The organism is Bradyrhizobium sp. 35, from assembly GCF_023073215.1.
Classification (GTDB): domain Bacteria; phylum Pseudomonadota; class Alphaproteobacteria; order Rhizobiales; family Xanthobacteraceae; genus Bradyrhizobium; species Bradyrhizobium canariense_D.
Window position 1 is genome coordinate 13,295 of the sequence record NZ_JADPJC010000074.1, and the last position, 13,533, is coordinate 26,827.

At 64.7% G+C, this 13,533-nt stretch carries 14 protein-coding genes and 1 pseudogene; 9 read left to right on the forward strand and 6 right to left on the reverse strand.

Annotated elements, in window-relative coordinates; translation table 11 throughout:
- Positions 1-7: 7 nt before the first annotated feature.
- Positions 8-718, forward strand: a complete 711-nt coding sequence (locus tag IVB36_RS15590; RefSeq protein WP_026232465.1) for a dihydrofolate reductase family protein — start codon at positions 8-10, stop codon at positions 716-718.
- A 10-nt stretch (positions 719-728) separates the two neighbouring features.
- Entirely contained in the window at positions 729-2,000 is a 1,272-nt protein-coding gene (locus tag IVB36_RS15595) for an NAD(P)/FAD-dependent oxidoreductase (protein WP_018453117.1), read from the forward strand.
- A 58-nt stretch (positions 2,001-2,058) separates the two neighbouring features.
- On the opposite strand, the gene IVB36_RS15600 is transcribed toward IVB36_RS15595, so the two are convergent.
- Entirely contained in the window at positions 2,059-2,379 is a 321-nt protein-coding gene (locus tag IVB36_RS15600) for a hypothetical protein (protein WP_018453118.1), read from the reverse strand.
- A 270-nt stretch (positions 2,380-2,649) separates the two neighbouring features.
- Here IVB36_RS15600 and IVB36_RS15605 point away from each other — a divergent pair.
- Positions 2,650-2,783 (forward strand): annotated as a pseudogene (locus IVB36_RS15605) (oleate hydratase); the annotation flags it as partial.
- A 32-nt stretch (positions 2,784-2,815) separates the two neighbouring features.
- Here IVB36_RS15605 and IVB36_RS15610 read toward each other — a convergent pair.
- The 4 genes from IVB36_RS15610 to IVB36_RS15625 all read right to left on the reverse strand — a co-directional run bounded on the left by IVB36_RS15610 (position 2,816) and on the right by IVB36_RS15625 (position 6,646).
- Entirely contained in the window at positions 2,816-3,406 is a 591-nt protein-coding gene (locus IVB36_RS15610) for a hypothetical protein (RefSeq protein ID WP_018453119.1), read from the reverse strand.
- Positions 3,407-3,602: 196 nt separating this feature from the next.
- On the reverse strand, positions 3,603-4,916 hold the full coding sequence (locus tag IVB36_RS15615) for a tetratricopeptide repeat protein (RefSeq protein WP_247299245.1): 1,314 nt from the start codon (positions 4,914-4,916) through the stop codon (positions 3,603-3,605).
- Between the two features lie 13 nt (positions 4,917-4,929).
- Positions 4,930-5,940: an aldo/keto reductase gene (locus tag IVB36_RS15620; protein ID WP_018453120.1), complete on the reverse strand. Its 1,011-nt coding sequence runs from the start codon at positions 5,938-5,940 to the stop codon at positions 4,930-4,932.
- Positions 5,941-6,220: 280 nt separating this feature from the next.
- The gene (locus tag IVB36_RS15625) at positions 6,221-6,646 is read right to left on the reverse strand and encodes a PaaI family thioesterase (protein WP_247392093.1); all 426 of its coding nucleotides are present in this window, start codon (positions 6,644-6,646) and stop codon (positions 6,221-6,223) included.
- Positions 6,647-6,712: 66 nt separating this feature from the next.
- Between IVB36_RS15625 and IVB36_RS15630 the strand changes: the two genes are divergently transcribed.
- Positions 6,713-7,342, forward strand: a complete 630-nt coding sequence (locus tag IVB36_RS15630; protein WP_018453122.1) for a CoA pyrophosphatase — start codon at positions 6,713-6,715, stop codon at positions 7,340-7,342.
- A 70-nt stretch (positions 7,343-7,412) separates the two neighbouring features.
- Positions 7,413-8,627 carry a hypothetical protein gene (locus IVB36_RS15635; protein WP_018453123.1) on the forward strand — a complete coding sequence of 405 codons (1,215 nt, stop codon included), beginning with the start codon at positions 7,413-7,415 and terminating at the stop codon, positions 8,625-8,627.
- Positions 8,628-8,786: 159 nt separating this feature from the next.
- Here IVB36_RS15635 and IVB36_RS15640 read toward each other — a convergent pair whose 3' ends face one another.
- The gene (locus tag IVB36_RS15640; RefSeq protein WP_026232467.1) at positions 8,787-9,089 is read right to left on the reverse strand and encodes a hypothetical protein; all 303 of its coding nucleotides are present in this window, start codon (positions 9,087-9,089) and stop codon (positions 8,787-8,789) included.
- A 194-nt stretch (positions 9,090-9,283) separates the two neighbouring features.
- Here IVB36_RS15640 and IVB36_RS15645 point away from each other — a divergent pair, with 194 nt between their 5' ends.
- The 4 genes from IVB36_RS15645 (at position 9,284) to IVB36_RS15660 (ending at position 13,520) form a co-directional block, all read left to right on the forward strand.
- Entirely contained in the window at positions 9,284-9,763 is a 480-nt protein-coding gene (locus tag IVB36_RS15645) for a hypothetical protein (RefSeq protein WP_018453125.1), read from the forward strand.
- 162 nt (positions 9,764-9,925) lie between these two features.
- Positions 9,926-10,873: a TAXI family TRAP transporter solute-binding subunit gene (locus tag IVB36_RS15650; RefSeq protein WP_018453126.1), complete on the forward strand. Its 948-nt coding sequence runs from the start codon at positions 9,926-9,928 to the stop codon at positions 10,871-10,873.
- Positions 10,874-11,034: 161 nt separating this feature from the next.
- A complete protein-coding gene (locus tag IVB36_RS15655) occupies positions 11,035-13,146 on the forward strand; it encodes a TRAP transporter permease (protein WP_247392095.1) in 2,112 nt (703 codons plus the stop codon).
- A complete protein-coding gene (locus tag IVB36_RS15660; protein WP_247392097.1) occupies positions 13,143-13,520 on the forward strand; it encodes a DUF1850 domain-containing protein in 378 nt (125 codons plus the stop codon). Before IVB36_RS15655 ends, IVB36_RS15660 begins: the two co-directional genes overlap by 4 nt.
- Positions 13,521-13,533: the final 13 nt, after the last annotated feature.

Below are 13,533 nucleotides of genomic sequence, written 5' to 3' on the forward strand. Positions count from 1 at the left end.
GATACGCATGAAGCCTTACGTCATCTGCCTGATGCATTCGAGTCTGGACGGCCGCACCCATCCGAGCCGCTGGCGCCCGAAGGGGGCAGGAACGGACTGGTTCGAGAAGATCCACGACGAGCTCGGCGGCGACGCCTGGGTGATCGGCCGCATCACCGGCTCGGAGTTCGCCAAGGGCGATGCCTATCCCACGACGGCGGACGCGAAATTTCCGCGCGAAAACTGGTTTGTGCGACGCGACGCGAAAACCTATGGCGTCGTGCTCGATGCGCAGGGCAAGATCGGCTGGGGCCGCTCCGATATCGGCGGCGATCCGATCGTCGTCGTGTTGACCGAGAGCGTCGCCGATTCGCATCTCGCGGGGCTCCGCGGCGAGGGCGTGTCCTATATCTTTGCCGGCAAGTCCGAGATCGACCTCGCGCTGACGCTGGACATCCTCAACCGCGAGCTCGGCGTGAAGCGCCTGCTGGTGGAGGGCGGCGGTGTCGCCAACGGCGCGTTCCTGCGTGCCGGCCTGATCGACGAGTTCAACCTGATCCTCAGTCCCGCGATCGACGGTGCCAAGGGCGCGCCCTTCGTGTTCGATTCCACGGACTCGGACGGCGACCGGCGCGCACCGCTGAGCGCGATGACGCTGGAGAGCACGCGGGATCTCGGTGGCGGCGTCCTGCTGCTGCGTTATCTGATCCAGAACGATCCGCAGGCCGTGGGCAAGTAACAGCACCGAGATGTCGGCAACATCCGAGCATATCGTCATTGTCGGTGCCGGCGCGGCCGGTCTGATGGCGGCGCGCGAGCTGGCGCGCGCGGGCAGGACCGTGACAATCCTGGAGGCGCGCGAGCGCTGCGGCGGCCGCATCCACCCGCTGCCTGCTTCGGAGTTCGGCTACCCCGCCGACGGCGGCGCCGAATTCGTCCACGGCGAGGCGCCGGTCACGCGCGCGTTGCTGCGTGAAGCCGGGCTGTCCCTACAGGAGATCGAGGGCGAGCGATGGGGCTTTGACGGCGCTGACATCGTGCGCGAGGATCGCCACGATCCGCATCAGGCTGAGCTGCACGCCGTGGTCCGGGAATTGAACGACGACCTCACTGTCGCCGATTTCCTGCGCCGGCATTTTGCCGGGGATGAGCATGCGCGGCTGCGCCATTCGATCGAGCGAATGGTTGAGGGCTATGATGCGGCCGATCCCGAGTCCGCCTCCACGCTGGCGCTGCGCGAGGAATGGATGGCTGGCGGGCACTCTCCGCAGGCGCGCATCAAGGGCGGCTATGGTGGGATGATCGACTTCCTGGCAGCCGAGTGCCGCAAGCTTGGCGTGACGTTTCGCTTCGGCTGCGTGGTGTCGGCGATCGAGGAGGAGGGCGGCGCGATCGTCGTTCGCTGTGTCGGCGGCGACGTGCAGGGCTGCGATCGCGTGATCATCACCGTTCCGTTGCCGTTGTTGCGCGAGATCGGGCTGCCGAGCCGCGCGCGCGCGAAGGCGGCGGCGGCCGACGATATCGGCTTCGGTAACGTGATAAAAATCCTGCTGCGCTTCAGGCGGCCATGGTGGCGTGAGCGCAAGGAAGAGCTCGCGGACATGGCCTTCCTTTTGTCCGACCAGGCCATCCCGGTGTGGTGGACGCAATATCCGAACCGGCATCCCGTGCTGACCGGATGGTTCGGCGGCCCGCGCACGGCAGCGCTGTCGCGTCTCGACCCGCAAGCGCTGATCGATACCGGGCTCGATTCGCTTGCGATCGTCTTTGGCCTGTCGGGCCAGGACCTCGCACGCGAACTCGTCATCGCGGTCGCGACAAACTGGGCGCACGATCCCTACGCCCGCGGCGCTTATTCCTGGGCGACGCCGCGAACGCGCGAGGCGCAAACGATCCTTGCGCGCGCCGACGGTCCGGTGCTGTTCTCCGGCGAGGCGCTCTATCGCGGAGCCGACATGGGTACAGTCGAAGCGGCGCTGGCGAGCGGTCAACAGACGGCGGGGATAATCTTGCGGGAATAGGCTGACGAGCAAAGAAAGGCCCGCGTTTCGCGAGCCCTTCGTCTTGCTGCCTTTCGTCTTACCAGCGGCTGCCGCCGAAGCCGAACGTCACGCTGGGACCGCCGCCGCCGTAATATCCGTACGGTCCACCGCCGTAATAGCCGTGGTGCCGCGGATAATAGCCGTAGCTCCGGTAGTGCGGACGATGAAATCCGTGATGGTGGTGAGGACGCCAGTGATGGCGATAGCCGTGATGGTGGTGCCTGTGCTGCGCGCTGATATCGGTTGACTGGGCGGCTGGCGCGTTCTGTTTCGCACTTGAATGATTGGCCGCGTTCGCCGCGGATCCGCCGACAAGCGCCGCAGCACCGACGGCCATCGCGACAAAGAGATACTTCATGTCATCACTCCGGTTGAATGTCGTGTGACAACACATGGTCATCCGGCACGTTCCGGCCAGTGCGGGCGTCGAAACGACGCAGTTACATTGGTCCGGTTCGCGCGGCTGCGTGCGTCTCTTGAGATCTATTGTCGCATCACCGGCGTGATCGCAACTCTGCCATCACTCTGCCGCGAATGACGCAATCACGTCATCGGTGGTGACGATGCGCGCGAATTCGTCGGTGAGCAATCTCGGCTTCGACACACAGCTGGTGCGCGGCCATCTGAATTCGACCCTGGCGTCTTCGAGGATGCGATCTGCATTCCCTGCCGCATGCCCTACATCACCAGCATGTTCATGCCGCGCAGCGCGGCCGACCGCTGCCGGTGCCCAGGAATTCCGTCAATCTCGCCTTCTTCGCGACGCTGGAAAGGCGTTCACGTAACGGATGGAGCTATTTGAACGGATCCTGGATCGACGGCGCCGACTGCCTGATGCGGCGCACGCTCACCGGCGTGCCGTCGGAGACGAACAGGAGTTCGTACTTCCGGCCCTCGCTGTCGGTCGCGGAGCAGGTGACGTCGTTCACCTTCTTGGCGGCGAAATTGCCGGTCTGGCGGCAGAGGCCGGTGGAGGTCTGCTCGGCCGGCACCGGCAGCCCGTCGACCTTGGGGCGGTCCTTGGAGTTGAGCAGCATGCGGTCGATCGGCAGCTCGTAGGAATTGTCGTCGGCGCGCTTGCCGTTCTCGCCGGAGAACGACACGACGTGATTGTCATCAGCGGGATCGTCGACCGCGACCGTGAAATTGACCCGGCCCTTGTCACCATGAGCGTAGGCGACCGTCTTGCAGGGGAAGGTGCGGCCGGCAACCTTCAACGTCTTGCAGTGGCCGGACATCAGCGCCAGCAAGTCGATAAAGGCGGTCTGTTGCCCGGGCGGATTGTTGACGGGAATCGGCGCGGAAGACTCGGCAAAACAAGGGCTTGCCAAGAGGACCAAGGTGGCGACGAGGGCAGCAGCGAGGATGGGGCGGCAGAGGCGCATCGGAAGGCTCACATGCCAGGGAACGACCGAAAAGTCCCGTCGGATAACCAGCGAACCGTAAATTGGTTGCGATCCCGTTTGTTCTGCCGGACTCGTCTGAAATACCACCGCGCCACCCCAACGGCAATTCGCCCATATCGCCCAACCCATTCCCGGCCAGCACTTGCCGTCAGGCCGGTGTTTTTTTCGTGGCGGGCTACCCCATAGCCGCCCGCCAGCGCGTATCGCGCAAGGATGGGCGGCGGTGCAGGCGGGCGTCGAGCAGGGCGCGGGCGCGCGGCAGGTCGCCGCTGCGCATGAGGGCAACGACAAAAGTGTCCTCGATCAACTCGCGCTGGGCGTGGCTGCCGCCGAGACGCACGACCTCGTCGAGGACCGGCGCGAGCATTTGCACGCATGCCGCGTAATCCTCGTCCGCAAAGGCTGCCAGCGCGCGGCAGACCGCCGGCACGACGGGGCCGGCCGGCAGCTTGCCATCGGCGAGCCGCTGCTCGATCGCGGTCAACCGCGCGACAAGCGCCTCGCGATTTTGCGTTGCGGCTGCGAACAGTGCCATGTGGATATCGGCGAAGGGCAGGCTCGATTTCGGAAACAGTCTTTGCGCGGTGGCATCGGCTTCGACCCAGAGCGCTCTCGGCACGACGTGGCCGTAAGCCGACAGGCGCCAGAGCAGTGACGCACCGTCGGTGACGAGATTGAGCGGCGGCGCCTGTGTGGCCTTTGGCTGCAGCACATCGGCATAGATCGCGAGCGCCCGCGCGGCATCGCCATGCTCCAGCGCGCCGAGCGCCTGATGCCAGCGGATGTGGCCGTGCAAGATCCCGGCGCGGTCGTAACAGGGGATCCAGTCGTCGACGAGCCGGTCGGCCGCTTCGATCGAACCGTCCTCGAACATCGCATGCAGCACGGCGTGCACGGCATGGGCATTCTGCCGGCGCAGCTCGAAGCCGCGCTCGGTGACACCGCGGCCGCGACTGACATTGCCGTTCTCGGTCATCGCCCAGCCGTACATGGTGAGGAACCACCAATCCTCGCCATAGTCATGCGCGACGCGCTCGCACAGCTCCTGCCGGGCGCGGTCGTGATCGGCCATGCCGGAGAACGCGAACAGGCCGAAGGCGCCGAGCGGCAGCGACAGCACCAATGCATCGCGCGGCCACGCCTCGACGTGCTTCATCGTCGCCGCGATTGCCTCGGGCAGCCGGCCCTCAATTGAAAGCGCCAGCGTCTCGACATGCGAACGCTCGCGTTCCGTGCCGCGTGTCGCCACGAGCTCACGGGCGAGTGCCGCCTTCTGCCGTGCCAGATCGCCTTGCTGATAGAAGCCATGCAGGCGGGCGCGGGCGATATGGGCCAGCGCAAAATCCGGATCGGCCGCAATCGCGCACTCCAAGGTTTCCGCCGTGCCGGTCCAGCCCGCGAGCATGAGGTCGACGCCTTCGCGATAAGCGGACGCCGCCTTGGGCGAAGAGGTAGAGAGCGGCAGGCCGTAGCGATCTTCGAGGGCCATTCTTGTCTCCGGCTCAGGCCGTCCGCGCGCGACGTCCTTCAATCGGATAGGCCGGGTCGTTGTAGCCTGGCGTCGAGGGATGACCCGGCACGACCAGTCTGTCGATCAGCGCCTCGTCCTCGGCGGTGAAGCGATAGTCGAGCGCGCCGGTATAGCCGTCCCATTGCTCCTCGGTGCGCGGGCCGGCAACGATCGAGGAGACAAAGGCGGAGTTCAGCACCCAGGCGACCGCGAACTGGCCTGCGGTGATGCCATTTTTCTCGGCGTGGGCCTTGATCTCCTGCGCCAGCTGGAGCGATTCCGGCCGCCATTCGGTCTGCATCATGCGGGTGTCATTGCGGCCCGCGCGCGTCTCCTTGTCGGGAGCCGCGTCGGGCGTGTATTTGCCGGTCAGCACGCCGCGCGCCAGGGGGCTATAGGGCACGATGCCGAGGCCGTAATAGGAGCAGGCCGGGAAGTGCTCGACTTCGGGCATGCGATTCATGGCGTTGTAATAGGGTTGGCTCACCGCGGGCCGGTCGATGCCGAGCCGGTCGCAGATGTTGCAGATTTCGGCGACGCGCCAGGCGCGGTAGTTCGAGACGCCGAAATAGCGCACCTTGCCGGCGCGGATCAAATCGCCCATCGCGCGCACCGTCTCCTCCAGCGGCGTCGAATGGTCTTCCTTGTGCAGATAATAGATGTCGATGTGGTCGGTGCCGAGCCGCTTCAGGCTCTCATCCGCCGCTTGCAAGACCCAGCGTCGCGACAGGCCGACACGGTTGGGATCGTCGCCCATGGGATTGGCGAGTTTCGTGGCCAGCACCCAGGCGTGACGGTTGTTGCCGATGGCGCGTCCCACGACCTGTTCGGATGCGCCCTTGGAATAGGCGTCGGCGGTGTCGATGAAATTGACCCCGGCCTCGTGCGCCTTCGCGATGATCCGCTTTGAGGTGGCTTCATCGGTCGGCCCGCCGAACATCATGGTGCCCAAGCAGATCGGCGACACTTTCAGGCCGCTGCGGCCGAGTTGGCGGTATTGCATGGGCGCGTCCTTGCTGCTTCTTCTGGCGACAGCATAACCGTCTCACTCCGTCATTGCGAGCGCAGCGAAGCAATCCAGAGATGCGTCTGCGGCGGCAGTCTGGATTGCTTCGCTGCGCTCGCAATGACGCGGTTGGCGGAGATGCTTGCTACGCTCTCAGCTGTCATCGCCCGGCTTGACCGGGCGATCCAGTATTCCGAGAGGGCTGTAGTTCAATCGAGAAGCCGCGGCGTACTGGATTCCCCGCCTGCGCGGGGAATGACAGCGGTGGGTATCGCTCCTACCCCGGCCCCTTCAAGATCTTGAACACACCATTGGCCATCACCACGCAGCGGCCGTCCACCGTCACCTCGGTGCTCATGAAGATCAGGCTGCGGGTCGAGCGCACCACGCGCGGGCGGGAGATCAGGATGTCGCCGATCTGGCCGGCTTCGACGAAATGTGTGTCGAGCTGCACCGTCGCCATGAACTCCTTGCCCGAGACATAGCGGTCAGTCATGCCGCAGGTACGGTCCGCGAACGTCATCATCACGCCGCCCTGGACCATGCCGCGGCGATTGTGGTGCTTGTCCTCGGTCGCAAGTGCGAATTCGTACTGGCCGTCGACCTTGCGCTCCCACAATGGGCCGATCAGGTGCATGAAGCCCGTGGTCTCCAGGATGGTCCAGCCGTCTGCTTTCAGCCTCGCGGCGGTCTTGTTGGTCATGTCGTCCATTTCCTGAGCGGGTCGTGCGATCTCGTTTCATCGGGGCCGGACGTGGTGTAGTCAAGCATGATGAGACCGTTCGACGATGCCACACGGCGGAATATCGCGGCTGCCTGTGCGGCCTTCACGCGGCTGCCGGAGGATGAGGCGCCGGCGGCGTTGAAGCGTGCCGCTGTGGTGATTGCGCTGACCGCAGCCAGCGAGCGCGATGACACGGCGTTCCTGCTCACGCTGCGCGCATCGCATCTGCGCGCCCATCGCGGCCAATGGGCTCTTCCCGGCGGACGCTGCGATGCCGGCGAGACGCCGGTCCAGGCGGCACTGCGCGAGCTCGACGAGGAGCTTGGCCTGCGCCTCACCGGCGCGGAGGTGCTCGGCACGCTCGATGACTATCCGACCCGCTCCGGTTATCTGATCACGCCGGTCGTGGTCTGGGCCGCCGATAGTGCCGCGATCAAACCAAACCCGGACGAGGTCGCCTCCGTCCATCGCATCGCGCTTGCGACGGTCGAGCGCGCCGACGCCTTCGATTTCGTCGCGATCCCCGAGAGCACGCGCCGTGTGATCCGTTTCCATCATCAGTCGAGCTTGATTCACGCACCGACGGCGGCCCTGATCTACCAGTTCCGCGAAGTGCTGGCAGGACGGCACACCCGCGTCACCGAGCTGGAACAGCCGGTATTCGCCTGGAAATGATGCGAGGGGCGAAAACGAGGTAAACGGCGCGTTAACGTGACAGTTACCGGATGCCTGCTAAGAGGGCAGCATGCATCAATCGATTCGAAATGCCGTGAGACTGGTTCCACTCGCGCTCGTCCTGCTCGCGCCTGCCGTGCGCGGCGGCGAATCCGACGCGCTGCCGCCGGCCGTCCGCAATGCCAATGCCCAGCTGTTGTCGCAGTTCTTTGCGCAAGGCGGCGTGTCGCCCGCCGTGCTGGAATATCGCCGCAAGCTGCAGGAGTATCAGGCGGCGCGCGCGGCCTTTGACGAGGAAGCCGGCGCCTATTGGAGTCAGATCTCCGAGAAGCGGAAAGGCCGTAATGCCAAGCGGCGCAGCGGGCAGCAGGTCACGCTCGACGATTACGTGCTGGAGCATCCGCCGCTCTATAACGGGCCGAAACGGCCGGTGAATCCGGAGCCGGAGGAAACCCCGGACCGCCCGACGAAAAAGCCGATCCCGGTGGTCGCCGATCTGCTGCGCGCGGCGCAGGAGCTTTATCAGTTCACGCCACAGCGGCCGGCCAACGAAGTCGAATTCAAGCGCGTCTATGCACGCTACGCGCTGGCCTCGGGGCTGACGCGCGAGCAGGCGGTGCGGGTCTACGCGTTCGAGACCGGCGGCACCGGCAGTTACGACGTGCAGGCGGGAATCGAACATGGCGGCAAGCGCGCCATTTCGACCGCGATGGGCTACAACCAGCTGCTGACGACCAACAGCGTCGAGCTGCTGGCCGAGCAAGGCCATGAATTCATCCGCGCTCTCTCTGACAAGGTGGCGCGGACCTCAGGCCCGGCGCGTCAGTCGCTCGAGCACAAGCTCACTGTGCTCAAGAAAATGGTGGCGCACGCCAAGTCGGTGCCCGACACCTGGTCGGAGCACGAGAAGATCGGCAACACCGCGCAGGGCTGGGCCATGCATGCCATGGTGCTCGACATCGATATCGGGCCGATGCTGCAGACTCACAAGCTGCTCACCTCGGTGCTGTTCGCGCGTGCCAAGGGCTACAACCGCCCGCTCAGCGCGGCCGAGCTCGAGATGATGAACCTCACCGGCGACGGCACCGGCCTCGACATGGTGACAATGCCGCAGGTAATGCGCGAGCAGGTGCCGACTTCGAACTTCTTCCAGCGCGGCGGCTACGAGCGTAACCCGGTCGCGATCCGCCACAACACGGTGGCGAAGCTGCTGGCGGTGACGGATACGAGGATGGACAGCAACAGCAACAACGCCGGCGCGCGCGAGCTGGCGGGGGCGTTTTAGGCGGCGTCGTCCGGCGAAGGCCGGGACCCATTACCACAGGGCATAGTTTGGGAGGACGGTCGTTCGGTACTGCGGCCGTACGCAATCGAGGGATCACGCGGTATGGGTCGCGGCCTTCGCCGGGACGACAGCAGTGTGTGGCGTCGCCGCGACCTCGCCCTACTGATCCGACCCGAACTTGAACTTGCCGTCGCCTTCCAGATACGGGCCGCTGCGCATGTAGAGCTGGCCGTTGTGGCCGAGGAAGAACAGCGTGCCCTTCGGCACCTTCTTGGCGCCCTTCAGAAGTTCGCCGGCATTGCTGGTGCCCATCTTGTAGGAGAAGGTCTTGCCGTCCTTGTCATAGGCGTAGCCGGTGTCGGGCTTGAGCTCCCAAGGTGTTGCAGCGGTCTGCGCCAATGCGGGTGCAGCGAACGCGCCGAGCACGGCCGTCACCAAAAATATCCTTGTCGAAAATGCCATCACCCTATCCTCCCCATCGAGGCTCCCGGCTTGAACAAATCACGAACGGCGCTTCCAGGTCAATTTGCGAAAGCGCCGCAGCGCATCACGTCTTGCCGAGCAGTTTGTGATTTTCCCTTCGTCCCCGCGCGACTATGTTCCGCTTTCCGTCTAGAACGCAATTCGACAAAAACATTGGGTAGGGGATGATTCGAATGAACCTCGTCATTAAAGCTTGCTGGGCCGCCGGCCTGTTGCTGACGGTGCTCGCGCCGGCCGCCCGTGCCGATGATTACCAGCTCAGCCACAACCAGAGGATCTCGTGCAGCCGCGGCCTGGCCCCGGGCAAGCTGAACACCGCGACCTGCAAGTCATACACCTACCTCTTCAACACCAAGACCTCGGAATATTTCCGTTGTCAGGTCTCGCTGGCGCTGACCCGGGACAACAAGGAAGTCATCAACGTCCAGACCGACGGCGGCTGTACCAAGAAGCCGCGCATCTTCGACACCGACGGCCATTACGATTTCGACGCGACCGAGACCGAGCCGCCGAACACCAATTCGTTCTTCGGCCCCGGCGGCTACTCGGTGTGGGCCGCCGACGTCGGCGCGCAGAAGGTGCGCGGCTGCATCATCATCTCCTCCGGCCTCGGCTCCGACATCTCCAAATGCCTGGACATGACCTTCCAGTGAGGGGCTGACCAGACCTGGCTGCGCCACCTCGCCGCACCTGGCGAGTTCCCCAAAAATCGAACCAGCACAGCCATTTACTGCAGTCCTGTTTTGACTTTTGGATGGGTTGACCCGCCCCCCTCATCCGGCCAACTTCCGGCCGGTTTGGGGAGTAGAAAGATCATGAAACGAACGATTTTCGGCGTGGCCGCGGCTCTTGCTCTGGCGGCCTCGGCACCTTGCGCGCAGGCGCAATCCTTTATCAATGTGCTGACCGGTGGCACCTCCGGCGTCTACTATCCGCTCGGGGTCGCGATCGGGAAGATCTACGGCGACAAGATTCCTAACGTGAAGACGCAGGTGCAGGCCACCAAGGCGTCGGTCGAGAATCTGATCCTGCTCCAGCAGGGTCGCGGCGAGATCGCGTTCACGCTGGGTGACTCGCTGAAAGCGGCCTGGGATGGCGACGAGGAAGCAGGCTTCAAGTCCAAGCTCGACAAGCTGCGCACGATCGGCGCGATCTATCCGAACTACATCCAGATCGTCGCGACTGCCGAGAGCGGCATCAAGACGCTTGCGGATCTCAAGGGCAAGAGCCTGTCGGTCGGCGCGCCGAAATCGGGCACGGAGCTGAATTCGCGCGCCATCCTGGCGGCGGCCGGCATGAGCTACAAGGATCTTGGCAAGGTCGAGTATCTGCCGTTTGCCGAATCCGTCGACCTCATGAAGAACCGCCAGCTCGGCGCGACGCTGCAATCGGCCGGGCTCGGCGTGGCCTCGCTGAAGGATCTGTCGACCTCGAGCCCGATCGTGGTGGTGTCGGTGCCGAAGGAGACCGTCGACAAGATCGGCCTGCCCTTCATCGCGGCGACCATTCCCGCCAACACCTACACCGGGCAGGACAAGGACGTGCCGACTGCGGCGGTGGTCAACTACCTCGTCACCAGCTCGGCGGTGTCGGACGATCTCGCCTACCAGATGACAAAACTGGTCTACGAGTCGCTGCCCGAACTCGCCAACGCGCATGCGGCCGGCAAGGAGATCAAGCTCGAGACGGCCGCCAGCGGCAGCCCGGTTCCGCTGCACCCCGGCGCGATCCGCTATTACAAGGAAAAGGGGCTGATCAAGTAACGTCGGCCTCGTTATCGGACGTCATGGCCGGGCTTGTCCCGGCCATCCACGTTCTAAGGCCAGGCGAGAAAGATCGTGGATGCCCGGGACAAGCCCGGGCATGACGGCGCGGATGGACCGTGCCAATGCTATAAGCGCTCGACGATTGGGGATGGGTTGAAATGCTGGAGAAGGCAGAGGGCGCTCAAGAGCCCATCAAGGTCGAGTTCGACAATTTCGAGCACGGTTTTCCGGAAGGCTTTGGCCCGGGCTGGTGGGGCACGCTCGCCTACTGGATCGGCATCGCCTTCGCGATCTTCCAGCTTTATGTCGCGGCCTTCAATTATCTGCCGAGCCAGGTGGTGCGCGGCGTCCATGTCGGCTTCCTCATTCTCCTCACCTTCGGCCTGATCGGCAACTTCACCGCCAAAAGCGATTTCGGCCGCGCGATCGGCTGGCTGATCGGCGGCATGGGCTTTCTGTGCGGGCTCTATCAATGGATCTTCTATGCGGATCTGATCGCACGTGACGGCGATCCGACGCGCCTCGATCTGGTGGTCGGCACGCTGCTCGCCGTCCTGATCTTCGAGGGCACGCGGCGGCTGATGGGCGCAGCGCTCCCGCTGATGTGCGGCGCCTGTCTCGTCTACTGGTTCTTCGGCCAGTATCTGCCGTCACCGCTCAACCATCGCGGCTATGATTTCGACCAGATCGTCACGCATCTGTCGTTCGGCACCGAAGGTTTTTACGGCGTGCCGATCTACGTCTCGGCGACCTACATCTTCCTGTTCATCCTGTTCGGCTCGTTCCTGGAGCGCGCCGGCATGATCCAGCTCTTCACCGACGTTTCTCTTGGGTTATTCGGCAGGACCCGCGGCGGCCCGGCCAAGGTCGCGGTGTTCGCCTCGGGCATGATGGGCACGATCTCCGGCTCCGGCGTCGCCAACGTCGTCACCGTCGGCCAGTTCACGATTCCGCTGATGATCAGGTTCGGCTATCGCCGCGCGTTCGCGGCCGGCGTCGAAGCGACAGCGTCGATGGGTGGGCAGATCATGCCGCCGGTGATGGGCGCGGTCGCCTTCATCATGGCAGAGACGCTCGGCGTCCAATATTCTGAGATCGTGAAGGCGGCCGCGATTCCCGCGATGCTCTATTTCGCCTCCGCCTTCTGGATGGTGCATCTGGAGGCCGGCAAGCACGGGCTCACCGGCATGAAGCGCTCGGAGATTCCGAGCGCCTGGAAGGCCCTGGTGACGCGCTGGTATCTCGTGCTGCCGCTCGCGGCGCTGGTCTACATGCTGTTCGAAGGTTTTACGCCGCTCTATGCCGGCAGCATGGGCCTCGCGCTCACAGTGGCGCTGATCCTTGGCACCGCCATCACGACATGCGCGTCTTCGATGGCGATCCGCTATGTCTTCTGGATCGGGCTCGCGCTCGTCGTCGCGGCGCTCTCGCGCGACGGCCTTCAGATCGTGCCGGTCGCAGGCGTCGTCGTCGCGCTGATCGTGATCACTGCGTTCGTGCGTGGCGGATTTTCCGCCCTGCGCGCCTGCCGCGATGCCTTGGCTGAAAGCGCCAAATCCGCGATCACCGTCGGCATGGCCTGCGCCATCGTCGGGGTCATCATCGGCATGATGTCGCAGACCGGCGTCGGCACCATCTTCGGCGGCTGGGTGATCGGTCTCGGCGAGAAGAGCCTGTTCCTGGCGCTGATCATGACCATGCTGCTGTCGATCCTGCTCGGCACCGGCATCCCGACCATCCCGACCTACATCATCACGGCAGCGCTCGCGGCGCCCGCGTTGGCCAAACTGGGTGTGCCCCTGATCGCAAGCCACATGTTCGCGTTCTATTACGGCATCATGGCGGACCTCTCGCCGCCGGTGGCGCTGGCCGCGCTTGCCGCAGCACCGATCGCGAAGGAGAATCCGGACAAGATCGGCTGGGAGGCGATGCGCATCGCGCTCGCCGGCTACGTCATCCCCTTCATCTTCGTCTATTCGCCGGCGCTGATGCTGCAGGGCGGCGATCCCATGGCGGCCAAGCTCGGCTTCTACGGCGCGGTGGCATTGGCGACTGTCAAGGCGCTGGTGGCGATCGCGCTGTTCGGCATGGTCGCGATCGGATTCCTGTTCACGCGCCTGACGTTCCTCGAACGTTTGGTCGCGCTCGGTGCCGCGCTGTGCCTGCTCGGCGACTTCCCGTTCAGCGACACCGCGGGCTTCCTGCTCGCCGCTGCGATCGTGCTGTGGCAGTGGCGGCGGCGGCCGCCGGCGCCGGTCGAGGCGGTGTGAGCCTCTGCCTCGTCACAGCCTCAGGCCTGAAGGCGCTGGCGCTGTCCGCGTTCACACTGGTGTGGACGCATTCGATCGCGAAGGTCGACTGGCAGGAAGACTGGCGCGTCACCCCCGCCGGGCTCGAACTGGTGCAGGCACGCGTGAAGGGCACCGGCCCCGGCATGGAGCCGCCGCCCGAGGCGCGCCTCGTCGACGGCTGGTTTCAATGGAGGCCCGCGCGCGCGCCGATGCCGGAGGTCGTGCTGGGCAATTCGGACGCGGCTGGCGAATGGCGGCTATGCCATGACGGCAAGTGCCGGACGTTGTCCGAGATTGTCGGTCATCCCATTGGTGCTAACGTCACAGAGATGATCGTCTGCAAAGAACAATAATAAGGGAGACACG

What these genes read in the sequence shown, in the direction of transcription:
- IVB36_RS15590 (WP_026232465.1), top strand. Translation starts at nt 8, where the DNA reads ATGAAGCCTTACGTCATCTGCCTGATGCATTCGAGTCTGGACGGCCGC.
- IVB36_RS15595 (WP_018453117.1), top strand. Translation starts at nt 729, where the DNA reads ATGTCGGCAACATCCGAGCATATCGTCATTGTCGGTGCCGGCGCGGCC.
- IVB36_RS15600 (WP_018453118.1), bottom strand. Translation starts at nt 2,379, where the DNA reads ATGAAGTATCTCTTTGTCGCGATGGCCGTCGGTGCTGCGGCGCTTGTC.
- IVB36_RS15610 (WP_018453119.1), bottom strand. Translation starts at nt 3,406, where the DNA reads ATGCGCCTCTGCCGCCCCATCCTCGCTGCTGCCCTCGTCGCCACCTTG.
- IVB36_RS15615 (WP_247299245.1), bottom strand. Translation starts at nt 4,916, where the DNA reads ATGGCCCTCGAAGATCGCTACGGCCTGCCGCTCTCTACCTCTTCGCCC.
- IVB36_RS15620 (WP_018453120.1), bottom strand. Translation starts at nt 5,940, where the DNA reads ATGCAATACCGCCAACTCGGCCGCAGCGGCCTGAAAGTGTCGCCGATC.
- IVB36_RS15625 (WP_247392093.1), bottom strand. Translation starts at nt 6,646, where the DNA reads ATGACCAACAAGACCGCCGCGAGGCTGAAAGCAGACGGCTGGACCATC.
- IVB36_RS15630 (WP_018453122.1), top strand. Translation starts at nt 6,713, where the DNA reads ATGATGAGACCGTTCGACGATGCCACACGGCGGAATATCGCGGCTGCC.
- IVB36_RS15635 (WP_018453123.1), top strand. Translation starts at nt 7,413, where the DNA reads ATGCATCAATCGATTCGAAATGCCGTGAGACTGGTTCCACTCGCGCTC.
- IVB36_RS15640 (WP_026232467.1), bottom strand. Translation starts at nt 9,089, where the DNA reads ATGGCATTTTCGACAAGGATATTTTTGGTGACGGCCGTGCTCGGCGCG.
- IVB36_RS15645 (WP_018453125.1), top strand. Translation starts at nt 9,284, where the DNA reads ATGAACCTCGTCATTAAAGCTTGCTGGGCCGCCGGCCTGTTGCTGACG.
- IVB36_RS15650 (WP_018453126.1), top strand. Translation starts at nt 9,926, where the DNA reads ATGAAACGAACGATTTTCGGCGTGGCCGCGGCTCTTGCTCTGGCGGCC.
- IVB36_RS15655 (WP_247392095.1), top strand. Translation starts at nt 11,035, where the DNA reads ATGCTGGAGAAGGCAGAGGGCGCTCAAGAGCCCATCAAGGTCGAGTTC.